At 59.2% G+C, this 22,769-nt stretch carries 23 protein-coding genes, 1 tRNA gene and 1 pseudogene; 6 read left to right on the top strand and 19 right to left on the bottom strand.

Annotated features, from left to right (window positions below; translation table 11 throughout):
• Positions 1-22 precede the first annotated feature (22 nt).
• Positions 23-352 (top strand): annotated as a pseudogene (locus JQF37_RS14640) (tyrosine-type recombinase/integrase); the annotation flags it as partial.
• Between the two features lie 67 nt (positions 353-419).
• Here the strand turns inward: JQF37_RS14640 and JQF37_RS14635 are convergent.
• Together JQF37_RS14635 and JQF37_RS14630 are read right to left on the bottom strand one after the other, a co-directional pair.
• A complete protein-coding gene (locus tag JQF37_RS14635) occupies positions 420-629 on the bottom strand; it encodes a hypothetical protein (protein WP_130203657.1) in 210 nt (69 codons plus the stop codon).
• 502 nt (positions 630-1,131) lie between these two features.
• A tRNA-Ser gene (locus JQF37_RS14630) sits at positions 1,132-1,221 on the bottom strand.
• A gap of 308 nt (positions 1,222-1,529) precedes the next feature.
• Here JQF37_RS14630 and JQF37_RS14625 point away from each other — a divergent pair.
• The 3 genes from JQF37_RS14625 to JQF37_RS14615 all read left to right on the top strand — a co-directional run bounded on the left by JQF37_RS14625 (position 1,530) and on the right by JQF37_RS14615 (position 4,286).
• Complete coding sequence (locus tag JQF37_RS14625; protein ID WP_090463920.1) at positions 1,530-2,219, top strand: crotonase/enoyl-CoA hydratase family protein; 690 nt, start codon at positions 1,530-1,532, stop codon at positions 2,217-2,219.
• A gap of 212 nt (positions 2,220-2,431) precedes the next feature.
• The gene (locus tag JQF37_RS14620; protein ID WP_130203658.1) at positions 2,432-3,154 is read left to right on the top strand and encodes a 1-acylglycerol-3-phosphate O-acyltransferase; all 723 of its coding nucleotides are present in this window, start codon (positions 2,432-2,434) and stop codon (positions 3,152-3,154) included.
• 160 nt (positions 3,155-3,314) lie between these two features.
• Positions 3,315-4,286, top strand: coding sequence for a magnesium and cobalt transport protein CorA (locus JQF37_RS14615; protein ID WP_130203659.1), 972 nt, complete (start codon positions 3,315-3,317; stop codon positions 4,284-4,286).
• A 54-nt stretch (positions 4,287-4,340) separates the two neighbouring features.
• Here JQF37_RS14615 and JQF37_RS14610 read toward each other — a convergent pair whose 3' ends face one another.
• The 3 genes from JQF37_RS14610 to JQF37_RS14600 form a co-directional block, all read right to left on the bottom strand.
• Complete coding sequence (locus tag JQF37_RS14610; RefSeq protein WP_090463923.1) at positions 4,341-5,069, bottom strand: amidotransferase; 729 nt, start codon at positions 5,067-5,069, stop codon at positions 4,341-4,343.
• Positions 5,070-5,165: 96 nt separating this feature from the next.
• Positions 5,166-7,310, bottom strand: a complete 2,145-nt coding sequence (locus tag JQF37_RS14605) for a 3-hydroxyacyl-CoA dehydrogenase NAD-binding domain-containing protein (RefSeq protein WP_130203660.1) — start codon at positions 7,308-7,310, stop codon at positions 5,166-5,168.
• 24 nt (positions 7,311-7,334) lie between these two features.
• Positions 7,335-8,540: an acetyl-CoA C-acetyltransferase gene (locus JQF37_RS14600; protein WP_130203661.1), complete on the bottom strand. Its 1,206-nt coding sequence runs from the start codon at positions 8,538-8,540 to the stop codon at positions 7,335-7,337.
• 595 nt (positions 8,541-9,135) lie between these two features.
• Between JQF37_RS14600 and JQF37_RS14595 the strand changes: the two genes are divergently transcribed.
• Positions 9,136-9,957 carry a cytochrome c gene (locus JQF37_RS14595; RefSeq protein WP_130203662.1) on the top strand — a complete coding sequence of 274 codons (822 nt, stop codon included), beginning with the start codon at positions 9,136-9,138 and terminating at the stop codon, positions 9,955-9,957.
• A 58-nt stretch (positions 9,958-10,015) separates the two neighbouring features.
• Here the strand turns inward: JQF37_RS14595 and JQF37_RS14590 are convergent, their stop codons facing one another.
• The 10 genes from JQF37_RS14590 to JQF37_RS14545 all read right to left on the bottom strand — a co-directional run bounded on the left by JQF37_RS14590 (position 10,016) and on the right by JQF37_RS14545 (position 18,965).
• The gene (locus JQF37_RS14590) at positions 10,016-10,825 is read right to left on the bottom strand and encodes a transglutaminase family protein (protein WP_103402595.1); all 810 of its coding nucleotides are present in this window, start codon (positions 10,823-10,825) and stop codon (positions 10,016-10,018) included.
• On the bottom strand, positions 10,822-11,772 hold the full coding sequence (locus JQF37_RS14585; RefSeq protein WP_047531601.1) for an alpha-E domain-containing protein: 951 nt from the start codon (positions 11,770-11,772) through the stop codon (positions 10,822-10,824). Before JQF37_RS14585 ends, JQF37_RS14590 begins: the two co-directional genes overlap by 4 nt.
• 12 nt (positions 11,773-11,784) lie before the next feature.
• On the bottom strand, positions 11,785-13,194 hold the full coding sequence (locus JQF37_RS14580) for a circularly permuted type 2 ATP-grasp protein (protein WP_103402594.1): 1,410 nt from the start codon (positions 13,192-13,194) through the stop codon (positions 11,785-11,787).
• 327 nt (positions 13,195-13,521) lie between these two features.
• The gene (locus JQF37_RS14575) at positions 13,522-13,863 is read right to left on the bottom strand and encodes a ribonuclease E inhibitor RraB (protein WP_060541568.1); all 342 of its coding nucleotides are present in this window, start codon (positions 13,861-13,863) and stop codon (positions 13,522-13,524) included.
• A gap of 211 nt (positions 13,864-14,074) precedes the next feature.
• Positions 14,075-14,308, bottom strand: a complete 234-nt coding sequence (locus JQF37_RS14570) for a hypothetical protein (protein WP_103402739.1) — start codon at positions 14,306-14,308, stop codon at positions 14,075-14,077.
• 162 nt (positions 14,309-14,470) lie between these two features.
• A complete protein-coding gene (gene speE / locus JQF37_RS14565; protein ID WP_130203663.1) occupies positions 14,471-15,346 on the bottom strand; it encodes a polyamine aminopropyltransferase in 876 nt (291 codons plus the stop codon).
• Between the two features lie 264 nt (positions 15,347-15,610).
• Entirely contained in the window at positions 15,611-15,802 is a 192-nt protein-coding gene (locus tag JQF37_RS14560; protein WP_047531608.1) for a PLDc N-terminal domain-containing protein, read from the bottom strand.
• Positions 15,803-15,884: 82 nt separating this feature from the next.
• Positions 15,885-16,415 carry a hypothetical protein gene (locus JQF37_RS14555; RefSeq protein WP_130203664.1) on the bottom strand — a complete coding sequence of 177 codons (531 nt, stop codon included), beginning with the start codon at positions 16,413-16,415 and terminating at the stop codon, positions 15,885-15,887.
• Positions 16,416-16,511: 96 nt separating this feature from the next.
• Positions 16,512-17,030 carry an ankyrin repeat domain-containing protein gene (locus JQF37_RS14550; RefSeq protein WP_130203665.1) on the bottom strand — a complete coding sequence of 173 codons (519 nt, stop codon included), beginning with the start codon at positions 17,028-17,030 and terminating at the stop codon, positions 16,512-16,514.
• A gap of 96 nt (positions 17,031-17,126) precedes the next feature.
• The gene (locus JQF37_RS14545) at positions 17,127-18,965 is read right to left on the bottom strand and encodes a long-chain-acyl-CoA synthetase (RefSeq protein WP_130203666.1); all 1,839 of its coding nucleotides are present in this window, start codon (positions 18,963-18,965) and stop codon (positions 17,127-17,129) included.
• 344 nt (positions 18,966-19,309) lie between these two features.
• On the opposite strand from JQF37_RS14545, the gene JQF37_RS14540 reads away from it, so the two are divergent.
• A complete protein-coding gene (locus JQF37_RS14540) occupies positions 19,310-19,588 on the top strand; it encodes a DUF3509 domain-containing protein (RefSeq protein WP_103402591.1) in 279 nt (92 codons plus the stop codon).
• Positions 19,589-19,714: 126 nt separating this feature from the next.
• Here JQF37_RS14540 and mtnC read toward each other — a convergent pair whose 3' ends face one another.
• The 4 genes from mtnC to JQF37_RS14520 are packed head-to-tail and all read right to left on the bottom strand — an operon-like array spanning position 19,715 to position 22,742.
• A complete protein-coding gene (gene mtnC, locus JQF37_RS14535) occupies positions 19,715-20,398 on the bottom strand; it encodes an acireductone synthase (protein WP_103402590.1) in 684 nt (227 codons plus the stop codon).
• Between the two features lie 4 nt (positions 20,399-20,402).
• Complete coding sequence (locus tag JQF37_RS14530) at positions 20,403-20,948, bottom strand: acireductone dioxygenase (RefSeq protein ID WP_130203667.1); 546 nt, start codon at positions 20,946-20,948, stop codon at positions 20,403-20,405.
• 19 nt (positions 20,949-20,967) lie between these two features.
• Entirely contained in the window at positions 20,968-21,594 is a 627-nt protein-coding gene (locus tag JQF37_RS14525; RefSeq protein ID WP_130203668.1) for a methylthioribulose 1-phosphate dehydratase, read from the bottom strand.
• Positions 21,591-22,742: an MFS transporter gene (locus JQF37_RS14520; RefSeq protein ID WP_161793938.1), complete on the bottom strand. Its 1,152-nt coding sequence runs from the start codon at positions 22,740-22,742 to the stop codon at positions 21,591-21,593. Before JQF37_RS14520 ends, JQF37_RS14525 begins: the two co-directional genes overlap by 4 nt.
• Between the last annotated feature and the right edge of the window lie 27 nt (positions 22,743-22,769).

Genomic DNA, 22,769 nt, shown 5'->3' with positions numbered 1-22,769 from the left:
CCGGCGCAGTAGCGGCGCTCCGGATACGGACAACAAGACAGTCCGCAAGCACAAGCTGCACTTTGTATTCCTCAACACCAAGAGCGGTCTGCCGCATGTCAGCGACTTCGTTGTTCGGGATCGGTTTTTCAAGGCTCACTTGCATGCGGCTGGAGTTCGTTATCGTGGGCCTGGTCAATGCCGGCATACCTATGCCAGTCAGTTGCTGACCACGGGGGTGGCTTCGATTGATTGGATTGCCGAGCAGATGGGACATACCAACGGGAACATGATCCGTCAGCATTATGGAACGTGGATTAATGAGGATGGGCCGGATGTTGTGGGGATGTTGCAATTGGCGCTGAAACTATAGAAATGAAAAGACCCCGCACCTAAATCAAAGTGTGGGCCTTTTTTACGTCAGTGGCGTTATGGGTAACTCACTCGGGCCACTGCTCTGGCTGATCATAGAGCCCGCACACCTCCACCACCGTGGCTTGTAGCGGCTGTTTCGTCACACTATCGACCAATTCGAGTCCACCGTTGAGCTTCATCGCTATAGCCTTCGCCACCACACCGGGAACATCCCAGTTGGCCAGTTCAGTGGTCCCGTTTCCTGCGTCAATCTCTAGCGCTATGTGCACGATCATTGAAGGAACCTCCTTCGATTGCTGATCGATTTAGCATAGGTCACCGGATTGGCGTTGGATTCCTCTCGCTATTCATTCACCGCAGCTGTATCCCGTTCCAATGGCTAAAGTCCAAGGCACCTGGCGGCACCTCCTGCACATCGGCCAGTTCGTATGTTCCATCGGGTCGAGGTACCCACACCCGCTTACTTTCAGTTGCTACAGACGAAGTGTCATTGAGCAACAGCGGTGTCGAATCGATTTGGTCTGGTAATGCCATATGAAGGCCCTCCAAGGGCTGCATTTGAATGAGCAGCCAGCCTAACTTAGTTTTTTCAGGCCATTCGAAAGGGGTTTGCTAGGTGTTCAGTAACCAGCTAGTGGGTAAAAAGCAGGCTTCCGCTTCAAGCGCAAAAACCAGCCTCCGGTCCCAGATTGGTCCCATATCACCCTTTTTCAGACGCCAAAAACCACAAACCCCCGACTTTCTCCAGGAAAGTCAGGGGTTTGTGTTTACTGAATGTGGCGGTGAAGGAGAGATTCGAACTCTCGATACAGTTTCCTGTATACACACTTTCCAGGCGTGCTCCTTAAGCCACTCGGACACTTCACCGTATCTCTTCAAACATGTTCTGTCTGTCGAGGCGCGCTAATGTAGTCGAAAGCTTTTCTGTTGGCAAACATTTTTTTGAGAATTTTCATGCGCTTAACTCGATCAAGGGTTTTGAACCGATGACGGCAATGGCAAACCGGCCATTCTCCGGCTCCGACCGCCCCTCTATATAGAGGGCAACGCCTGGCTGGCGTAGCGGAGCACGCATGCCGGGCACGCGAAGCGTGACTGGCGGGTCAGTCACGGCGCTTTACCTGGCCTGTGACGGTGGGTAACGTCTGCCCAACTTTAATAAAAGGAATAGCGTCATGAGTGAGTTGATTTCCTACCATCTCGAAGACGGTATCGCGACCCTGACCTTGAGCAATGGCAAGGTGAATGCCATCTCTCCGGACGTGATTGCTGCGTTTAACGCTGCGCTGGATCAGGCAGTGTCTGATCGTGCGGTGGTGATCATTACCGGTACGCCCGGGATTCTCTCGGGCGGTTACGATCTGAAAGTGATGACGTCCGGCCCCAAGGAAGCGGTCGCGCTGGTGACTGCCGGCTCGACACTGGCCCGTCGCCTGTTGTCCCACCCCTTCCCGGTGATCGTGGCGTGCCCCGGCCATGCGGTGGCCAAGGGTGCCTTCCTGCTGTTGTCGGCGGACTACCGCATTGGTACGGACGGCCCGTTCAGTATCGGCCTCAACGAAGTGCAGATCGGCATGACCATGCATCACGCAGGTATCGAGATCGCCCGTGATCGCTTGAGCAAATCGGCATTCCCGCGTTCGGTCATCAACGGTGAGATGTTCAACCCGAAGAGCGCCGTGGATGCCGGCTTCCTTGACGTCGTGGTGTCGGCCGAGGAACTGCAAGGCGCGGCGCTGGCTGCGGCTCGTCAGTTGAAGAAGATCAACATGACGGCGCACAAGAACACCAAACTGAAAGTGCGCAAAGAGTTCTTGGAGGCCCTGGATAACGCGATCATCCTGGATCAGGAACATCTGGGCTAATCCGGGCCGGCAATAACGAAAAGCCCGACCGTCGTGTCGGGCTTTTTCCTATGCAGTCTGTTGAAAAGCCCACAACTGCTCTAGCACGGGTCTGACCCATCAGTCGGAAACATGCGCTTAAACATCGGCTATCTCCTACCTATATAACGGCAATTGCCGAAAACAGTGCACATCCGTACACTGCGCCAACTTTTGTCCCGATGGGCCTGCAAATGCTGTTCGCTTTACGTATGTCATTGATGGGCCTGCACTTTATTCTGGCGGGTGTGTTGGGTGTGCTACTCGGCCTGAGTCGCCCGTTCAACCCGGACAACAGCCGTTTGTGCGCGCGCCTTTATGCGTGGCCGGCGATGCGTATTTTGCGCCTGCGGGTAAAAGCCGAGGTCGGCCCCTTGATGGACAAACCTGACAGCTGCGTGATCATCGCCAACCACCAGTCCAATTATGATCTGTTCGTGTTTGGCAACGTGGTGCCCCGCCGTACCGTGTGCATCGGCAAAAAGAGCCTGAAATGGGTGCCTTTGTTTGGTCAGTTGTTCTGGCTGGCCGGCAATGTGTTGATCGATCGCGGCAATGCGCATAAGGCACGCCAGTCGATGCTGACCACCACCCACACCCTGCAAAACGAAGACACCTCGATTTGGGTCTTCCCGGAAGGCACACGCAATCTGGGCGAAGAGCTGTTGCCGTTCAAGAAAGGCGCCTTCCAAATGGCGATCGCTGCCGGGGTGCCGATCGTGCCGGTGTGTGTCAGCAGTTACGTCAAGCACATGCGATTGAACCGCTGGCGCAGTGGGAAAATTCTGATTCGCTCGCTACCGGCGATTCCTACGGCAGGCTTGAGCCTGGATGACATGCCGAGGTTGATGGCCCAGTGCCGTGAGCAGATGCGCGAATGCATCGACTCGATGGACCGGCAACTGCAAGCCGCTTGAAAGAAACCCGCCGCGTGCGGGTTTTCTTTTGCCTGCGAATTTTTGCCTGCGAACTCAGCAGATTTCACTGACTCTCAAGCAGTGGTCAGGGTTAAGCTGAACACTGTCTGCCATGGCCATTTGCCAATAGATTGCTGCCAATTAGAAGTGAACCAACATCATGGGTAGAGTTGTTGCTGCTGCGGTTTACAGCGCCGGAAAAAAAGTCACCAATATCACCCTCGACGAAGGCGCGGCCTGGGCTGAAAAGCCGGGTCACTTCGTCTGGATTGGCCTCGAAGAGCCGAACGAAGAGGAACTGTACAACCTGCAACGCCAGTTCAATCTGCATGAACTGGCGATCGAAGATGCCCTGGAGAAACACAGCCGGCCGAAACTGGAAACCTTCGGCGATGCCCTGTTCATCGTCATCTACTCCCCCATCATGGAGGACGGCAAACTCCAGTTCATCGAGACCCATATCTTTGCCGGCAGGGGCTACATCATCACTGCGCGCAACGGTCACTCGGCATCCTATGCCCATGTCCGGCAACGGTGTGAGGCGCGTCCGCTGTTGCTGGAACACGGGGAAGATTTCGTGCTCTATGCCCTCCTCGATTTCGTGATTGAAAACTACCAGCCGATGGGCGAAGCCATTCATGCGCAAATCGATGAACTGGAACGCAACGTCATGTGCGGCTCACTGAATGAGCGCGACATCCAGAACCTGCACAGTCTGCGCCGGGACGTCGTGCGGCTGCGCCGTTACGCGGCGCCGATGGTGGAGATTGGCGAGGAACTGCAAAAGCTGAATTTTCCGTTCATCGACAAGAACATGCGCCCGTACTTCCGCGATGTGCAGATTCATGTCACCCGACAGATGGAGGACCTGACGACCCTGGCCGATATTGCCAGCCAGACCATTGAGGTCGGGGTGCTGCTGGAGGCATCGCGCCAGAGTGTGGTGCAGCGCAAGTTCGCTGCATGGGCGGCGATTCTGGCGTTTCCAACGGCGGTGGCGGGGATTTACGGGATGAACTTCCAGAACATGCCGGAGTTGAGCTGGCACTACGGGTATTTCGCGGTGCTGGGGTTTATTTCGGTGGGGTGCGTGGGTTTGTGGGCGAGTTTCAAGAGGTCGGGCTGGCTCTGACAAACAGGGTGGCAAGGGAGCTTGCTCCCTTGCCACAGGTGTGATGCCGCCGTCTTACACAGCCTGGTTTTCTGGCTTGTGCGCCACAAATCGCATCATCCACTCGGCCACCGTGGTGCCATGGTGTTCATGCTCCAGGCTCTGGATCCCTTTCGAGAAAATCTCTTCGCCCAGCGCTTGCTGACGAATTTCCAGCAGCGCCCGCGAATAGTCGTGGATGAACTCAGGGTGGCCCTGGAAGCACAGCACTTGATCGTTGATGTGGTACGCGGCAAACGGGCAGAAATCGCTGGAGGCGATCACCGTGGCGTTTTCCGGCAATGCCGTGACCTGATCCTGGTGACTGATCAACAACGTCAGCTCTTCTTTGAGCGGACTCATCCACGGCGCCTTGGCCGCGAGCTTGTATTGATGGGTGCCGACGCCCCAGCCCTGGGTTGCGCGCTCGCTCTTGCCGCCCAGCAACAGGGCCAGCAACTGATGACCGAAGCACACGCCCAGCAGCTTGTCGCCACGTTCGTAGCGGGTCAGCAGGTAAGTCTTGAGGGTCTGGATCCACGGATCGGTGCCGAAGGAATCGGCCTTGCTGCCCGTCACCAGATAGGCGTCGAACGTCAGGTCATCACTGGGGTACTCGCCCTGCATCACGTTATAAACGGTGAACTCGGCGGCGATGGGTTGCTGCGAAAACAGGTGCTTGAACATCTGCCCGTAGCCCTGATATTGGTCAACCAATTCCGGACGCAGGATGTCGGTTTCCAGAATGCAGATGCGTAACGACATAAAAAATACCTTACACGTGATGGGAATAATGCACACCCCCAGAGCCTGCCTTGAAACACAGTGGCAAGGCAAGCCCCGGAACGCGTCAATCCCCCCTTAAAATGCCTCCCCCTTGGCGGCTTTCTCCAGCAGCAGTGCCGGTGGAGCGAAGCGCTCGCCATATTGTCCGGCCAGGTACTGGGCACGGGCGACGAAGTCCTTGACTCCGTACTGGTTGATGAACTGCAGCGCACCGCCGGTCCATGCCGCGAAGCCAATGCCGAAGATCGAGCCGACGTTGGCATCCGCCGTCGACGTCAGCACCCCCTCCTCCATGCAGCGCACGGTTTCGATGGCCTGCACGAACAGCAGCCGATCGCGCACATCCTTCGGTGAAATCTGCCCGTCGGCCTTTTCAAAACGGGTTTTCAGCTCTGGCCACAGGTACTTCTGGCCACCGACGGGATACTCGTAGAAGCCACCCCCGGCCGCCTTGCCCGGGCGCTTGTACTCGTTGAGCAGCAGGTCAATCACGGCGAAGGCCGGGTGCTCGACCAGCGGTTTTCCTTCGGCTTGCAAGTCTTTGGCGGTTTGCTGGCGGATATGGCTCATCAGGCTGAGGGAAACCTCGTCAGAAATTGCCAGAGGTCCGATGGGCATACCGGCCTTGCGCGCTTCGGTCTCGATCTGCGGCGCGCTGACCCCTTCACCGAGCATGGCAATGCCTTCACTGGTGAACGTGCCGAACACCCGCGACGTGAAGAAGCCACGACTGTCGTTGACCACAATCGGGGTTTTCTTGATTTGCAGGACGAAATCAAACCCGCGAGCCAGGGTTTCATCGCTGGTGTTGGCCCCCTTGATGATTTCCACCAGCGCCATTTTGTCCACGGGACTGAAGAAATGCAGGCCGATGAACTTGCTCTGGTCCGGCACCGCCGTGGCCAGGCCGCTGATCGGCAGGGTCGACGTGTTGGAAGCGATCACCGCGTCCGGGCCAACGACCTTTTGCGCAGCCAGGGAGACTTTGGCCTTCAGTTCGCGGTCTTCGAACACCGCTTCAATGATCAGGTCGCAACCGGCCAGATCGGCATCGTCTTCAGTGGTCTGAATGCGCGCCAGAATGCTTTCGCGCTGCTCGGCGCTCATTTGCCCGCGTGCGACTTTCTTGTCCAGCAGCGCCGCCGAATGCGCCTTGCCCTTCTCTGCTGCCGCGAGGCTGATGTCCTTGAGCACCACGTTGATGCCCGCAGAGGCGCTGACATAGGCAATGCCCGCGCCCATCATCCCGGCACCGAGCACACCGACTTTTTGCGTGACGTATGGGGCGAAGCCCTGGGGCCGCGAGCCACCGGCGTTGATTTCATTGAGCTGGAACCAGAAAGTGCCGATCAGGTTCTTTGAGACCTGGCCGGTGGTCAGCTCGGTGAAGTAACGGGTTTCGATCAGGTGCGCAGTATCGAAATCCACTTGGGCGCCTTCCACTGCGGCACAGAGAATTTTCTCCGGCGCCGGCAGGCAGCCCTGGGTTTTACTGCGCAGGATCGACGGCGCGATGGCCAGCATCTGCGCGACTTTCGGATTCGACGGCGTGCCACCGGGAATCTGATAACCCTTCACATCCCAGCGTTGTACCGCCGTCGGGTTGGCGACAATCCAGGCCCGCGCCTTGGCCATCATCTCTTCGTGATCGGTTGCCAATTCGTCGATCAGACCGACCTGCAATGCCTGCTGCGGCCGTATTTTCTTGCCTTCGAGCAGATACGGCAGGGCTTTTTCCAGGCCAAGCATGCGCACCATGCGCACCACCCCGCCGCCGCCCGGCAGCAAGCCGAGCGTCACTTCCGGCAGGCCGAGTTGTACCGACGGATGATCGAGCGCCACGCGATGATGGCAGGCCAGGCAGATTTCCCAGCCGCCGCCCAAGGCAGCGCCGTTGATCGCGGCCACCACCGGTTTGCCGAAGGTTTCCAGGGTGCGCAGTTGGCCCTTGAGGGTCAGCACCCTGTCGTAAAAGGCCTTGGCCTCAGGCTTGCCGACCTTGATCAGTTCATTGAGATCGCCGCCGGCAAAGAAGGTTTTCTTGGCCGAGGTAATGATCACTCCGGCGATGGCGTCCTTGTCGGCCACCAGGCGGGCGACGCAGTCAGCCATGGCTTCACGGTACACCGCGTTCATGGTGTTGGCGCTCTGGCCCGGCATGTCGATGGTCAGGACGACGATCTGGTCCTGGCCTTTTTCGTAACGTATGGCTTGGGTCATGTCACTTGTCCTTGAATTCGGGGCTCAGAGGCGTTCGATGATGGTGGCGATGCCCATGCCGCCGCCGACACACAGGGTTGCGAGGCCATAGCGCAGGCGCCGGTTTTCCAGCTCATCGAGCAAGGTGCCGAGAATCGCGCAACCGGTGGCGCCCAACGGATGGCCCATGGCGATGGAACCGCCGTTGACGTTGACTTTGTCCGGGTCGACGGCCATGTCCTTGATGAACTTCAACACCACTGAGGCAAACGCTTCGTTGACCTCGAACAGATCGATGTCCTCCACCCGCAGCCCCGCCTTGGCCAGTGCCTTGCGGGTGGCAGGCGCCGGGCCGGTGAGCATGATGGTCGGGTCGGTGCTGGTGACCGCCGTGGCGACGATTCGCGCCCGTGGCTGCAAGCCCAGCGCCCGGCCCTTGGCCTCCGAGCCGATCAGCATCAACGCCGCGCCATCGACGATCCCGGAACTGTTGCCGGGGGTGTGCACGTGATTGATCCGCTCCACATGGCTGTAGACCCGCAGCGCGGTGGCGTCGAAACCCATCTGCCCCATTATCTCGAAACTTGGCTTGAGCTTGCCCAGGCCTTCCAGGGTCGAGTCGGCGCGAATGAACTCATCGTGATCGAGCAGGATGATGCCGTTCTGGTCCTGCACCGGCACCAGCGATTTGTTGAACGAACCATCGGCCCGCGCCCGTGCGGCTTTTTGCTGGGAATGCAGTGCATAGGCATCGACGTCCTGACGGCTGAAGCCTTCCAGTGTCGCGATCAGATCAGCGCCCACGCCTTGCGGGGTGAAGTGGCTGTGCAGATTGGTCTGCGGGTCCAGCGCCCACGCTCCACCGTCGCTGCCCATGGGCACGCGTGACATGGACTCGACGCCACCGACCACCACCAGGTCTTCGAAACCGGAATGTATTTTCATGGCCCCGAGGTTCACCGCCTCCAGCCCGGATGCACAGAAACGGTTGATCTGCACCCCGGCCACGCTGACGTCCCAATCAGCCACCTGAGCGGCGGTCTTGGCGATATCGGCGCCTTGATCGCCGACGGGTGTCACGCAGCCCAGTACCACGTCATCGACCTGACTGGTATCGAGGGCGGTCCGCTGTTGCAGCGCCGTGAACAACCCGGCCACCAGGTTCACCGGTTTGACACTGTGCAAGGCGCCATCGGCCTTGCCTTTGCCACGGGGCGTGCGTATCGCGTCGAAAATCAATGCTTGGGTCATGACGTCCTCGAACCGGGTGGTGATCTTTGAAGAGGCTTCCACCTTATTCCGAGCCACCGGGGATTCAATGACCGCAGCGCTCACCGGCGTTGACGGACGCGCTCAGACGGACGGTAGTCCGCTACAGAATCCGCGGCGTGCGGACACGCAGGTGTCTAGCAAAAGGCCGCCCAAGAAGCTGGCAATAGGCCTCATGCTTTTTTAATCGTTTTTAGTGAGATCTCCATACGAAATGGATCTAAGTCAAGCGTGACGCGGGCTCTAAGGTGAGGTTATACGAAGTTGTCGTCGGGTTTTGCCGAGGCGCTCGTACTACAGGAAGTGAATTGCTCTGCCGTCATGGAGATATGCAGGCAGGCATCAGGAAATAACAAAAAAGGCGGTCAAGCCATGTTCAAACAATCGAAAGTTCGTCAAGCCGGGCTCATTCTCTTCGCGACCACACTTTTGTTGATTTTGCCGAACCTGACCAAGGTGATCGGCTAGTCGTTCATAAAAATACGGTACCCGTGTTTTAGATCGCCACATTAAAAATGTGACTGGCTCGCTACCCGGGCCAGCGTGGCTGTGCCAACCTTTGCAGCACTTCCACGACATGGATGGCGATCCTTTGAAAGCGCTCACTTTATTCGGAGCCTTGCTGCTCAGCACGCCTCTGTATGCCGCACAGCTGAACCTGCAGCTGGGCGCGAACAACCGCACCTGGCAGACCGAGGAGTTGCTCAATCATCCTCAGGCCCAGACCATCACCGTTACCAATGACGTTTCCTACAAGCGTGATATGAGCTATCGCGCCGTGCCTCTGTCAGTGCTGTTGACCGGTATTAAACCGGACGACCACCTGCAAGCCGTGGCACTGGACGGTTTTGCCGCCGAGATGGCCGCTGCGCCGCTGCTCAATACCCAAGGCGCGCGTGCCTGGCTGGCGATCGAGGATCCGGCCAGACCCTGGCCGCCACTGTCCGAAGGCAAGCCCGGCGCCGGGCCGTTCTATCTGGTCTGGACCAACCCGCAGGCAGGCAATATCAGCCCGGAGCAATGGCCATTCGAGGTTGCCAGCATCAAGCGCATGGCACCGGTGGCCGAACGCTTCCCTGCCCTGCTGCCCGATCCTGCGTTAAAGGCGGACGATCCGGTCAACAAGGGCTTTGCGCTGTTTCAGAAAAACTGCCTGGCCTGTCACCGCCTCAATGGTGCCGGGGATGCGCAATTCGGGCCGGATCTGAATATTCCCTACAACCCGACCGAGTACTTCGGCACGGACTTCCTCAAGCGCTATATCCGTGATCCGCAGAGTTTGCGGCAGTGGCCGCAGGCAAAGATGCCCGGATTTACGACCGAGGTGTTGCCGGATGAGGATCTGGGAATGCTGGTGGGGTATTTGAAGCATATGGCGGGGCGCAAGGTGAAGCCCTGACATGAACATTCCTGTGGGAGCGAGCTTGCTCGCTCCCACAGGGGTCTGGCTGCCCCGATTACTGCTGCTGGACGGAGATCACCGGTGCCGGCGTCGGTGAAACAAGCACCTTGGCATGCATCTGTTCACACCCGCCGCCGCGACGCATCCCGCGCACCGGGCATGCATCCAGGTAATCCAGGCCCACCGCCAGTTTCAAGTGGCGCTCAGGCCGCGCCAGTTCATTGGTCACGTCGAAACTGTACCAGGCGTCATCCAGCCAGGCTTCGGCCCATGCATGGCTGGCCAAGTGTTCGCTGTTTTCGCTGTACAGATAGCCCGAGACATACCGCGCCGGAATCCCCAGGCTGCGGGCGCAGGCGAGAAACGCGTGGGTGTGGTCCTGGCACACGCCCGAACGACCGGCGAAGGCCTGGGCCGCGCTGGTGTCCACTTCGGTGGCGCCCGGCGTGTAGGTCATGTGCTGGTTCAGGCCGTGCATCAAGTCGATCAGCGCCGTGCGATCCCGGCGTTGCTTACATTCCTTTTCGGCAAACGCGCGCAGGGCTGCGTCGGCTTCGGTCAGGCGGGTGAAGCGCAGGAACGGCAGCGCCGACTGGCTCTCGTGCTCGGCTTCGCGCAATTCGTCGATGTCGACCTGTCCACGGGCGCCGATGATGATCGCTTCGTGCGGTTCGTCCATGGTCAGCACGTGCAGGATGTTGCCGAACGGATCGAGTTGTGCGCGCACCGGCCGCGGCAGGTCGAGCTGCCAACTGAGCACGTGCTGGCGCTCGCTGTCATGGGGGGTCAGTCGCAGGTACTGGATGCTCGCCCGCACCTGATCTTCGTAGTGATAGGTGGTCTCGTGGCTAATCGAAAGTCTCATGCAGCCTCCAGATAAGAACTGTGAATCGCGTTACCCAACTGGCGCACCAGCGGGATGAACTCGGTGAGCCAGGCGTGCAGGCCTTCGTCGAGGATTTCGTTGATGCCGGTGTAGCGCAGTCGCGCGTCCATTTCCGCCGCCAGGCGTTGGGCGGGACGGCCGTTGGCTCCCGGCAACTGGGCAAGGATCTGGTCGATTTCTTCGGTGCACGCCCGCAGGGAGCGCGGCACATCCGCCCGCAGCAACAGCAACTCGGCCACATGCCGGGCGCCCGGTGCGTCGCGATAAATTTCGGTGTAGGCCTCGAAGGACGACAAGGCCCGCAGCAAGGCACTCCACTGGTAGTACGCGTGGGCCGTGCCATCGCTGACCGCTTCAGCCTGATCACCGGCCATTTCGTAGCGGGCATCGAGCAGGCGCAACGTGTTGTCGGCGCGCTCGATGAAGGTCCCCAGGCGAATGAAGCGGAACGCATCGTTACGCATGATGGTGCCGTAGGACGCGCCCCGGAACAGGTGGGAACGTTCCTTGATCCACTCGCAGAAACGGCTCATGCCGTAGCGACTGAGGCCCTGCTCTGCAATGCCGCGAATTTCCAGCCAGGTCGCGTTGATGTTCTCCCACATGTCAGCGGTGATTCGGCCACGCACCGCGTGGGCACTGGCCCGCGCGGCACCGAGACAGCTGTAGATGCTGGCCGGATTGGCCGCATCCAGGGCGAAAAAATGCAGCAAGCGTTCGGCATGCAACTCGCCGTGGCGTTCGAGGTAATCGTCCAGGGTGCCGGTGATCAGCAGCGGCATGGCCAGTTCGTGCAGGCCGTCACCGCGTCCATCCTGTGGCATCAGCGACAGCGAATAACTGATGTCGAGCATCCGTGCGAGATTTTCCGCCCGCTCCAGGTAACGCGACATCCAATACAGATCCGAGGCAGTTCTACTTAACATGACAGGCTTCCTTCAATCCTCGACCACCCAGGTGTCCTTGGTTCCGCCGCCCTGGGAGGAGTTCACCACCAGGGAGCCTTCGCGCAGGGCGACACGGGTCAAACCACCGGGCACGACCCGGGTTTCGCGACCAGACAATACAAACGGACGCAGGTCGATGTGGCGTGGCGCGATGCCGCTTTCGACAAAGGTCGGGCAGGTCGACAACGACAGCGTCGGTTGCGCGATGTAGGCATGGGGCTTGGCAATGATCCGTGCACGGAAGGCTTCGATTTCCGCCGCCGTCGCCGCCGGCCCCACCAGCATTCCGTAACCGCCGGAGCCCTGGGTTTCCTTGACCACCAGTTCCGGCAGATGGGCCAGGACGTGGGAAAGTTCCGAGGGATTACGACACTGCCACGTCGGTACGTTCTTCAGGATCGGCTCTTCATCCAGGTAGAAACGGATCATGTCGGTCACGAACGGGTACACCGACTTGTCGTCCGCCACCCCGGTGCCGATGGCATTGGCCAGCACGACATTGCCGGATCGGTAAGACGACAGCAGCCCTGGCACGCCGAGCATCGAGTCCGGGTTGAACGCCAGCGGGTCGAGGAAGGCGTCGTCGAGGCGGCGGTAGATCACATCGACGGCTTTTGGCCCGTCGGTGGTGCGCATGAACACCTTGTCGTCACGCACGAACAGGTCCGCGCCTTCCACCAGCTCCACACCCATTTCCCGCGCCAGGAACGCATGCTCGAAAAATGCACTGTTGAAACGCCCCGGCGTCAACACCACCACGCTCGGGTTGTCGATCGGGCTGGAGCTTTTCAGGGTATCGAGCAACAGGTTCGGGTAGTGGTCGATGGGGGCGATGCGTTGCGCCGCGAACAATTCGGGGAACAGTCGCATCATCATCTTGCGGTCTTCGAGCATGTAGCTGACACCGCTCGGCGTACGCAGGTTGTCTTCGAGCACGTAGTACGTGCCGTCGCCGTCGCGCACCAGATCGACACCGGAGATGTGCGAATAGATATCGCGGTGCAGATCCAGCCCCTGCATTGCCAACTGGTATTGCTCGTTGGCCAGCACCTGCTCGGCCGGAATGATGCCGGCCTTGATGATGCGTTGCTCGTGATAGAGGTCGGCGAGGAACATGTTCAACGCCTTGACCCGCTGGATGCAGCCGCGCTCGACAATGCGCCATTCACTGGCGGGAATGCTGCGCGGAATGGTGTCGAAGGGAATCAGGCGCTCTGTCCCCTGCTCATCACCGTAGAGCGTGAAAGTAATCCCGGCGCGATGAAACAACAGATCGGCCTCGCGTCGCCGTTGTGCCAAAAGCTCGTCAGGCGTTTCGGACAGCCAACGGGCAAACTCCCGATAATGCGGGCGGACCTGGCCGCCGGCATCGTACATCTCATCAAAATAGGTGCGGATCATGCCGTACTCCTTGTCACCCGGACATACAGACCTTCGCAAGGCCCGTGCCATCGGCAGAAACGCTTTAATATCAATCGGTTGGATAATCGATACGCAGACACCGCACCAATCCTGTGCGGTAAATGCCCCAACCTGATCGCCCCCGCTTCATTGCAAGGCGTTATGGTCGCCTGTCACCAGCATAGTCTGTGGGAGGCGGCTTGCCGGCGAAGGGGGTCATTCAGTCATGGAGGGCTCTTCGAGGTCGTGTTCGGTTTGCCGGCGACAAAAACGAAAACGGCCAACCCAAAGGTCAGCCGTTACTGATGCTTGCTACTGTTCATAAGTTTATGCGAGTCGCCCTCGTACCTCCTGTTTGACACCCCAGCCTTCAATGATGCCGCCCAATGGCTCGACCACGGCTTCGAAACCCTGTTCGAAGTCGCCGATGTCATCGTAAGTGGCGTACATGACTTTGCTCAGTTCAAGGGCCCATGCGCCGTCATCGCGCACACTGATTTGCGCATTCAGGGATTCACCACGGTAATGACCTGCCGCCCTGCGTGCCCGCTCCTCGTCCGGGAAAATGGCGTAGAACTCGATGGGATGGAACCGTGAAAAGTCGAAACCGCCCTCTTTCATGCGGCGCAGAACGCTGCTGCTGATATCTTCTTGATAGGCTGTGCTCATGAAACGTCCTCCTCAAACTGATGGATAGACTTTCCGTACTCCCAGCGCCCGCCACCGAACGGTGCGAACGACGGCATCCGATGTGCCGACGGGAAACAAGCATGTAGCTGACAAGACCAGACCTTAGCGATCCATTCGCTGATCTCGCCTGCAGATTAGCCCCAAGATAGAGCTGCTGCCAAGGCCTGGTTGAGAATGTGACAGGAGATGTTCAGATTGGCGTGATGCCGAGGATTTGAATGCTGTTCTGGGCCTTGAGACTTTTGACAGTCGCATCGGCGGTTCGCCCTTCCAGATCGTTCAGATCCAGTTCGGCGGCGACGGGAAGCAACCGGGCCTTGATGAGTTTGGCGGCGTGTTCGTTATCCGGGCACTCGTCGCACTCAAAGACTTCGTCGACAGTTTCACCGTGATCATCCACGAAAGTGATTTTCCACTTTTGCATCAGTGCCTCCTCGATAAAACCCATTGATGGGCTTACTTCTATCTCGACCTGATTAGCTGGCTAATCGTTCCGCTGATTTTCCTCTGGCACCTCATGAAAAAAGGGCCGTCAGCGGCGTGGTAGAACACCACCGCGGACAGCCCTTTTTTGATTGACGCGCTATCAGTCGTTGCTTGGCTTGTTCACAGCCTGCAAAACGTACTGCGGCAAGGCAAAGGCACCGATGTGGATCTCCGGATTGTAGTAGCGGGTGATGATGCCGCTGCCGGCGAACCGTTGTTGCAGGGTTTCGCGGGACAATTTGCGATAAGCGGTATTGGTCGCGCCCCAGGCGAAGGTCATCGCGCCGCCGATATAAGTCGGCACGGCGGCCTGATAGAAGTGCCAGTCAGGGAACAGGCTGCGCAGACGACCGGCGGTGGTTTTGACTTCTTCGATCTGCATGAACGGCGTGCCGTTCTGCGTGACCAGGATGCCGCCTTCGTTCAGGCAGCGGTGGCAGGCCTGATAGAAGTTCTCCGAGAACAGCACTTCGCCTGGCCCGATCGGGTCAGTGGAGTCGGAAATGATCACGTCGAACTTTTCAGTGGTGGTGGCGACGAAGCGCATGCCGTCGTCGATCACCAGGTTCAGGCGTGGATCGTCGAACGCGCCCTTGGAGTGATTCGGCAAAAATTCCTTGCACATGTCGACCACGGTACCGTCGATCTCGACCATGGTGATGTGCTCGACGCTGCGGTGCTTGGCCACCTCACGCAACATGCCGCCGTCGCCGCCACCGATGATCAACACGCGCTTGGCGGTGCCATGGGCGAGGATCGGCACGTGGGTCAGCATTTCGTGGTAGATGAATTCGTCGGCTTCGGTGGTCTGGATCACGCCGTCCAGCGCCATGACCCGGCCCATGCGCGGGTTTTCGAAAATCACCAGGTGCTGGTGTTCGGTGCGCACTTCGTGCAGCAGTTTTTCCATGCGAAAACGCTGGCCATAGCCTTCGTAGAGGGTTTCCAGGTAGTCGTTGGTCGGGGTGATGCTCATGGGAAGTGCTCCGATGAATGCGGGTGGCAACGGACGGTTACCCGCCCATGATGGCCAATCGATCGGTTCGATTGACCGGGAAAGGCGCGCATTCTACGTCGAGGAAGATGACAGGTCGAACCTCACTTGATGACTCGCCACAATGCCCTGTGGGAGCGAGCCTGCTCGTGATAGCGATTTGTCCGCCACATCAATTCCGAATGTGCCGCCGTCATCGCGAGCAGGCTCGCTCCCACAGATTTTATGTCGCTTGGGAGAATGACTTCAGATTCTGACGTTACCCCGTGGCCCCGCGATCGCCCAGATGATCAGGCCCAAAACCGGCAGCAACAGGATCAACAGCACCCAGAGGACTTTCATCCCGGTTTCGGCGCCACTTTTGAGTACGTTGATGATTGCCCAGATGTCCAGGGCAAGGATGATCAGGCCTACCAGGCTGTTGAACGTGGAACCCATGGTGACGCTCCTGAAGAGTGATTGGCCCTCTTAGGATAGCTGCCCAAGGCCAGGGTTCCGTTTTTATTGACAGCTTGCGGTTTTAAACGTGAACGGCCACTTTCAAGGCTTCCAGGGACGGCGCAGCGGCAATGCCGACTTCGGCGCACAGCTCCAGCACCCGCGGCACGTCGTTGCCGTAGACCAGAACGACTTGCAGTTCGTCGTCGAGCAACTGGCTGAAGTTCATCAGCACATAGCCACCGTTTTCCTTGTTCAGGCTGCTCATTTGCACCTGAATGCGATTGAGCGCGGTCAGGGCTTCGGTCTTGGCCAGTTGCTTGGGCTTGATATTGAATTCGACGCCCGGCCCGAACGAAGCAACGATCTGCGCGAACAGATCCATGTAGGTGTCGGCCTGGAACAGCACGGTCTCCGGCAGACTGCCGACGACCACCCACTCGCCCAGCGGGATCGGGAAGGTGTCGTCGTAGTTGATGTCCGGATTGGCCGCCAGGAAACCCTCGGGGTCCGAGTAAGCCTGGGCCGCCTCGTCAGCGACCTTGAGGATTTCGTCATCGCCCATGCACCCGGAGCTGATTTTGCTGATGAGTTCGACGAGCGCGGCTTTCATGGGGCGGATCCTGTAGCGAGGGAATTTTGAGGGCGCGAAGGATAACGCATTCAGTGAGTGCTGCGCAGGTTGCTCCCTCGCCACAGAAGTACAGCGTCAGCCCGGCAGTTTTTCCAACTGCGCAACGGTGTCCACAGCCCCCATGGTCCTGGCGGCTTCCAGCGCGGTGATGCCATTGGCGTCCCTGGCTTTCGGATCGGCACCTTTGCTGATCAGGTAGTCGACAATGGCGACGCGGTTGAACATCGCCGCCATCATCAGCGCCGTACGGCCATCGAACGACGAACCTTCGACTTGCGCCCCGCCTTCAACCAGCGCCGAGACCACCGCCAGGTCGCCCTTGAAGGCGGCACCGGCAATCGGGCTCTGGCCGTTGTCGTTGCGGATTTCCGGATCGGCCTTGTGTTCGAGCAAGACTTTTACCGTGTCCACATGACCATGGTAAGCGGCCAGCATCAACAAGGTGTCGCCCTTGTGATTGCGCAGGTTCGGCGGCAAGCCCTTGGTCAGCAGCGCAGCCATCATGGCCGCATCGCCCTCCCGCGCCTTGTTGAATACCTGTTCGGCAAATTCGGCAGCTTCTTCGGGGGTCATCTGGCGGCTTTTGTCTGACATTGAACGCTCCACTTTCAGTTATTCGCAAAGCCGACAGTTTCCCGAGCAGCCCCGGCACTGTCACTTCTTTTTTCTGAAGCGGGGCCATAGGCACATTCAATATCGATATCGACCGCCGTGGATATCCTTCAGCATTTGCTCCGTCACCTGCACGTACGTTTCGGTTCCCGGCAGCCAGGCGTAGATCGGGTCAGCGCCGGTCCGGGCCGGGTCGAACGCTTCATCCTTGAGCCGGGTTTTCTGATACTTGAAGGTCCCGGTGGTCTCCATTTTCACTTTCACCCGCAGGAACAATGGCACGGCGTAGGCCGGCATCTGTTGCCGGGCGAAGGCCAGCAGCTCGCTGAAATCCAGGGTCGCCAGGGATTCGGCCGGCGTGATGGCGGCCATCCCGGCGCGGCCGTTGGTGTTGCGGACTTCCACACCATAGGCCACGGCTTCGGAAATATGCGGGTGTCGCAGGAGGATGTTCTCGACCTCGGTGGTCGAAACGTTTTCGCCCTTCCAGCGATAGGTGTCACCCAGCCGATCAACGAACTGCGCATGGCCAAAACCAATGTTGCGCAACAGATCGCCGGTGTTGAAGTAGCGGTCGCCCTTGACGAACACGTCGTGGAGCACGACTTTTTCGGTCTTTTGCGGATCGGTGTAACCGTCCAGCGGCGCCTTGTCGTCGATTTTCGCCAGCAACAACCCCTGCTCGCCCTTGCCGACCTTGCGCATGAAGCCGTTGGCTTCGCGAATCGGCGCGCCGCTGTCGTGGTCGTAAACCGCCAACTCCCAGGACATCAGGGAAAAACCGACAGTGTTGTCGAAATTCAGAATGTTGGTGAAACCGATATTGCCGTCACTGGCGGCGTACAGCTCGCAGATGTGGCACACGCCGAAACGTGTCTTGAATTCACCCCATGCGCCGGGGCGCAGACCGTTGCCGATCATTTTGGTGACGCCGTGCTGGCGGTCGTCGGCAGTGGGCGGTTGATCGACCAGATAACGGCACAATTCGCCGACGTAACCGAGGGTGGTCGCGCGGTATTTGCGCACATCGTTCCAGAACTGGCTGGCGCTGAACTTGCGCCGGATGGCAAATCCCGAGGCACCGCTGATGGCCGAACCCCAGCACACGCAAAGTCCGGTGGCGTGATAGAGCGGCAAGGTGCAATAGACGACATCGTCCGGGCGCATATCCAGCGCGATCATGCCGAAGCTCGCCGAGCTGCGCATCCAGCGCCCGTGCTTGAACACCCCGGCCTTGGGCAACCCGGTGGTGCCCGAGGTGTAGATATAGAAACAGGGGTCGTCGAAAAACACCTGCTGGCTGCTGACGGGGTTGTCGCAGGCGTTGTCGAGGCTGGCGGTCATCAGGTTGATGAAACCCTCGGGGGAAACGCCCGGATGGCTGTAGGTGTCCCGATCAGCGACAAACCAGGTGCGAGCCTGCGCCATCGATACCCGTTCGCGTACCGCCAGAAACGCCGCCACCAGCTCTTCGCCGACGACGATGGCCACCGGCGCCACCAGATTCAGGCTATGCACCAGGGTATCGCGGGTTTGTGAGGTATTGAGCAGGGCACTGATCGCACCGACCTTGGCCACCGCCAATATCGTCACCAGCAGCTCCGGACGATTTTCGATGAACACCGCCACCACATCGCCCTTGCCGATGCCTTGGGCAATCAAGTGATGGGCGATGCGATTGGCCCACTCGTTGACCTGTGCATAAGTCAGCGTGACCTCGCCGTACAGCAAGGCCGGCCCTTGGGGATTGCGCAAGGTCGCTTGTTCGAAACTCCAGCCCAGGCCACACGGTTGGGTCGGGTCCTTGACGTTAGCCACTTTCATTCCCTTCACCACCCGCGGAATGGCTTTGGCAATGGACGGCAGCTTGCGGAGCATCATGCTCCAGGTGATGGTGTCGCGTGGCGTACGGCTCATGGTTGCTCCCGTTCGATCTTTTTATTGTCGGGCGGCGTTGATTGAGCCCGAAAATACGTCAACGGTTCTTGAGCTGTACACGCGGTTTTTGAAATGTTTTGTATCCGCCACAGCGATGTTGGAAATCATGAGCATCTGCACGGGCAATGGTTCCATCGAATCGCCGACGACCACGCAAAATGCAGGATGCACGATGGCCATTCATGCAAATTGCACGGAAAAATAAATCAGCAAAAAACTTAAATAACTGATTTATATAGAATTTTTGTTAATGGACGTGCTGGCACAATCGCTGCAACTACCCCCTCATGCTTGCCATTCCAGCGCTAACGGAGCCGAAAGACATGAGCCTGATCCAAGAAAAATTTTCGTCCTTGTTCTCCAACTTCGAAGTCACCACCCAGCCACGACCTGACGGCGGGATTCTGCTGACCCTGCGCGGTGGCGAAGACAAAGTGTTCAAGCGCTCGATTTCCTACCAGCAATTGCACAACGGCGATCAACTGTCGTGGGTCATCAGCGCGATCCGTCGCGACCTCGCCGAACAAGCCAGCGAACTGCCACAAATCTCCATGCTCCAAAGCCAGCAGCGGTTTGCCCTGCCGACCTATCATTCGCTGTAAAGCCTGAAACAACTGTAGGAGCGAGCCTGCTCGCGATGGTCGTCAACGAAAACGCGTGTGGCCGGGTTAAACCCGGCGCACTCGGGTCCATCGCCAGCAGGCTGGCTCCTACAGGTTATGTGTGGCTTAGAACGTCGAGGGATCGATCCGCGCAAAACTGTCCACCGTGACATGCCCCGCCAATTCCCCGCCCTCACGGGCCAGCCCGCACGTGGCCATCCCTGCCCTGCGCGCCGCGTCCAGCTCTTCGACGATGTCCGACAGAAACAGAATCTGCGAGGCTTCCAGGCCAATGGCCTGTGTGATGTTGGTGTAGGACTGTGCTTCGCGCTTGGGTCCTGAGGTGGTGTCGAAATAGCCGCTGAACAGTGGCGTCAAATCCCCCGCTTCCGAGCAACCGAAAATCAGGCGCTGGGCCTGGATCGAGCCCGAGGAATAGACAAACAGTTGATACCCCTGCTGATGCCAGTGCTTCAGCGCTTCGACGGCGTCGGGGTAGACGTGGCCTTTGAGTTGCCCGGCCTGGTAGCCCTGCTCCCAGACCATCCCTTGCAACGCCTTGAGCGGCGTGGCCTTGCGGTCTTCGGCAATCCAGCCCAACAGAATCTCGATCACCCGCTCGACGTCGGCATCCGGCGCGTTGCTGTCGCGGCGCACGCTGGCCAGTTGTTCAGCGACGTCGTTGCGCCCGGCGTTCTGACGGACAAAGTCCGGCAGGTGTTTCGCGGCGTAGGGAAACAGCACGTCGAACACAAAACTCACCGCGCTGGTGGTGCCTTCGATGTCGGTGAGAATCGCTTTGATCGGCATCGTTTCAGTCCTCGAGACGCGGGAAGCGGCCAGCGATGTCTTCGCCGGTGAAATTGGCCACCCAGCCTTCCGGATTGTTGAACAGACGAATCGCGACGAAGTGCGGATGCTCCCCCATGTCGAACCAGTGCCTGGTACCGGCAGGCACCGAGATCAGGTCGTTTTTCTCGCAGAGCACGGCGTAGACGTAATCGTCGATGTGCAGGGTGAACAAGCCACGACCGGCGACGAAGAAACGCACTTCGTCTTCGCCATGCTGGTGCTCATCAAGGAACTTGGCGCGCAATTCGGCTTTTTGCGGGTGATCGCTGTTCAGGCTGATCACATCGACAGTGATGTAGCCGCGCTCGGTCATCAGCTTGTCGATCTGCTCTTGATAGGCGGCGATCACTTCTTCCTGACTGGCGCCCGGCTGGATTTTCGTCGCCGCTTGCCAGCGATCAAACCGTACGCCCTGCTCGGCCAGGGTCGAGGCGATGTCTTCGAAATGGGTCAGCACCTTGTTCGGAATGTCAGGGCTTGAGACGTGGTAGACGGACAGGCTGCTCATCGGGCAACTCCTTGGCGGTTCAGGCTTTACGGTGAGAGAGCGAGCGGGTTTTCAACTCGCACTCGAACAAGAATTCAAAGGCCTCGATCTGCCGCAGGGCGTCGCTCATGCGCGCGCCCCAGGTGTAGAGGCCATGACCGCGAATCAGGTAGCCAACGCAATCGGGATGGGCGTCGAGCCAAGGCTGTACCTTGGCGGCGAGGCGCACAATGTCCTGATCGTTGTCGAAAATAGGCACCCGCACCTGCGACTCGTGGGTCGACACGCCGGTGAAGGCTTTTTGCAGTTCGTAATCTTCGAAATCGATGAAGTCTTCAGACGTCAGGCGCGACAGCACCGTGGCGTTCACCGAGTGGGTGTGCAACACCGCGCCGATCTCCGGACGCCAGCTGTAGAGCTGAGTGTGCAGCAGGGTTTCGGCGGACGGTTTCTTGCCCGCCTCCAGGCTGTTGCCCGACAGATCCGTGGCCAGCACATCGTCCAGGCCCAATTGGCCCTTGTGCTTGCCCGACACCGTCAACAGCGCTTCGGTCGGCGACAGTCGGGTCGAATAATTGCTGCTGGTGGCTGGCGACCAGCCGCGGCCATACAGAAAACGCCCGGCGTCGATGATTTCCTGGGCGAGGTGTTCACGGGTAAGGCTCATGGCCTGTCCTCTTGCATACATGTGGCAATGATAACGGCAGCCGCGAGGGCTGCGAGGCTGGCAATACTAAAGGTCAATGCGGCGCCCAGGGCGTTCCAGCTGTAACCGGCGTACAACGCGCCCAGTGCGCCGCCGGTCCCGGCCAGTGCCGCGTACAACGCCTGGCCCTGGCCCTGCTGACGCGCGCCGAAGCTACGTTGCACGAATGAAATGGCAGCGGCATGAAAGCTGCCGAATGTCGCCGCGTGCAACACCTGGGCAAACAACAATACCCAGAGGAACTCAGCCAACGAACCCAGCAACAACCATCGCAACGCCGCCAGCAGAAAACTCGCCAGCAGCACCCGGCGCAATGAAAATCGCGCGAGGATTTTGCTCATGGCCATGAACATCAGCACCTCAGCCACCACGCCGACGGCCCAGAGCATGCCGATCACCCCGCGGCTGTAGCCCAATCGCTCAAGGTGCAAGGTCAGAAACGTGTAGTACGGGCCATGGCTCATCTGCATCAGCGCCACGCACGCGTAAAAAGCCAGCACGCCGGGGCTGCGCAGTTGCTTGAGAAATCCCTCCCCCGCCACCCGGTGGCCCGGCGCCGGTTGCGCGTTCGGCACCCAAAGGCTGCTGAGCACGATCCCGGCCATGATCAGCACCAGCGCCGCCGGGTAGATGTCGAGACTCAGCCATTCGAACAACCGGCCCAGCGCGACCACGGTGATGATGAAACCGATGGAGCCCCACAGGCGAATCTGACTGTAGCGCGAGGTCTGGCCCTGCAGGTGTGCGAGGGTGATGACTTCGAATTGCGGCAACACGGCGTGCCAGAAGAACGCATGCAAGGCCATGACCATCGCCAGCCAGGCGTAGGTCTTGCTGACGAAAATCAGTGAAAAGGTCAGCAGCGTGCAGACCGCGCCGAAACGCACGATGGCCAGCCGCCGGCCGGTGTAGTCACCCAGCCAGCCCCAGATGTTCGGCGCCACGCATCGCATCAACATCGGGATCGCCACCAGCTCACCGATGCGCGCGGCGGAAAATCCCAGGTGATCGAAGTACAGCGCCAGAAACGGCGCCGTCGAACCGAGCAAGGCGAAATAGAACAGATAGAAACTGGAAAGCCGCCAGTACGGCAGCGCCGCCACAGCCATCAGACTGCAGCGGCTATGAGGTCAGCC

The sequence above is a fragment of the Pseudomonas sp. MIL9 genome (assembly GCF_016887925.1).
Lineage (GTDB): Bacteria > Pseudomonadota > Gammaproteobacteria > Pseudomonadales > Pseudomonadaceae > Aquipseudomonas > Aquipseudomonas mohnii.
Note: the sequence above shows the minus strand (reverse complement) of the source record. Positions and strands in the feature narration are given on the sequence as shown.

Bases quoted from the DNA above. Each gene is read 5' to 3' on its own strand.
- JQF37_RS14635 (WP_130203657.1), bottom strand. From the start codon at position 629: ATGATCGTGCACATAGCGCTAGAGATTGACGCAGGAAACGGGACCACT.
- JQF37_RS14625 (WP_090463920.1), top strand. From the start codon at position 1,530: ATGAGTGAGTTGATTTCCTACCATCTCGAAGACGGTATCGCGACCCTG.
- JQF37_RS14620 (WP_130203658.1), top strand. From the start codon at position 2,432: ATGCTGTTCGCTTTACGTATGTCATTGATGGGCCTGCACTTTATTCTG.
- JQF37_RS14615 (WP_130203659.1), top strand. From the start codon at position 3,315: ATGGGTAGAGTTGTTGCTGCTGCGGTTTACAGCGCCGGAAAAAAAGTC.
- JQF37_RS14610 (WP_090463923.1), bottom strand. From the start codon at position 5,069: ATGTCGTTACGCATCTGCATTCTGGAAACCGACATCCTGCGTCCGGAA.
- JQF37_RS14605 (WP_130203660.1), bottom strand. From the start codon at position 7,310: ATGACCCAAGCCATACGTTACGAAAAAGGCCAGGACCAGATCGTCGTC.
- JQF37_RS14600 (WP_130203661.1), bottom strand. From the start codon at position 8,540: ATGACCCAAGCATTGATTTTCGACGCGATACGCACGCCCCGTGGCAAA.
- JQF37_RS14595 (WP_130203662.1), top strand. From the start codon at position 9,136: ATGGATGGCGATCCTTTGAAAGCGCTCACTTTATTCGGAGCCTTGCTG.
- JQF37_RS14590 (WP_103402595.1), bottom strand. From the start codon at position 10,825: ATGAGACTTTCGATTAGCCACGAGACCACCTATCACTACGAAGATCAG.
- JQF37_RS14585 (WP_047531601.1), bottom strand. From the start codon at position 11,772: ATGTTAAGTAGAACTGCCTCGGATCTGTATTGGATGTCGCGTTACCTG.
- JQF37_RS14580 (WP_103402594.1), bottom strand. From the start codon at position 13,194: ATGATCCGCACCTATTTTGATGAGATGTACGATGCCGGCGGCCAGGTC.
- JQF37_RS14575 (WP_060541568.1), bottom strand. From the start codon at position 13,863: ATGAGCACAGCCTATCAAGAAGATATCAGCAGCAGCGTTCTGCGCCGC.
- JQF37_RS14570 (WP_103402739.1), bottom strand. From the start codon at position 14,308: ATGCAAAAGTGGAAAATCACTTTCGTGGATGATCACGGTGAAACTGTC.
- speE (WP_130203663.1), bottom strand. From the start codon at position 15,346: ATGAGCATCACCCCGACCAACGACTACCTGGAAACCCTCTACGAAGGC.
- JQF37_RS14560 (WP_047531608.1), bottom strand. From the start codon at position 15,802: ATGGGTTCCACGTTCAACAGCCTGGTAGGCCTGATCATCCTTGCCCTG.
- JQF37_RS14555 (WP_130203664.1), bottom strand. From the start codon at position 16,415: ATGAAAGCCGCGCTCGTCGAACTCATCAGCAAAATCAGCTCCGGGTGC.
- JQF37_RS14550 (WP_130203665.1), bottom strand. From the start codon at position 17,030: ATGTCAGACAAAAGCCGCCAGATGACCCCCGAAGAAGCTGCCGAATTT.
- JQF37_RS14545 (WP_130203666.1), bottom strand. From the start codon at position 18,965: ATGAGCCGTACGCCACGCGACACCATCACCTGGAGCATGATGCTCCGC.
- JQF37_RS14540 (WP_103402591.1), top strand. From the start codon at position 19,310: ATGAGCCTGATCCAAGAAAAATTTTCGTCCTTGTTCTCCAACTTCGAA.
- mtnC (WP_103402590.1), bottom strand. From the start codon at position 20,398: ATGCCGATCAAAGCGATTCTCACCGACATCGAAGGCACCACCAGCGCG.
- JQF37_RS14530 (WP_130203667.1), bottom strand. From the start codon at position 20,948: ATGAGCAGCCTGTCCGTCTACCACGTCTCAAGCCCTGACATTCCGAAC.
- JQF37_RS14525 (WP_130203668.1), bottom strand. From the start codon at position 21,594: ATGAGCCTTACCCGTGAACACCTCGCCCAGGAAATCATCGACGCCGGG.
- JQF37_RS14520 (WP_161793938.1), bottom strand. From the start codon at position 22,742: ATGGCTGTGGCGGCGCTGCCGTACTGGCGGCTTTCCAGTTTCTATCTG.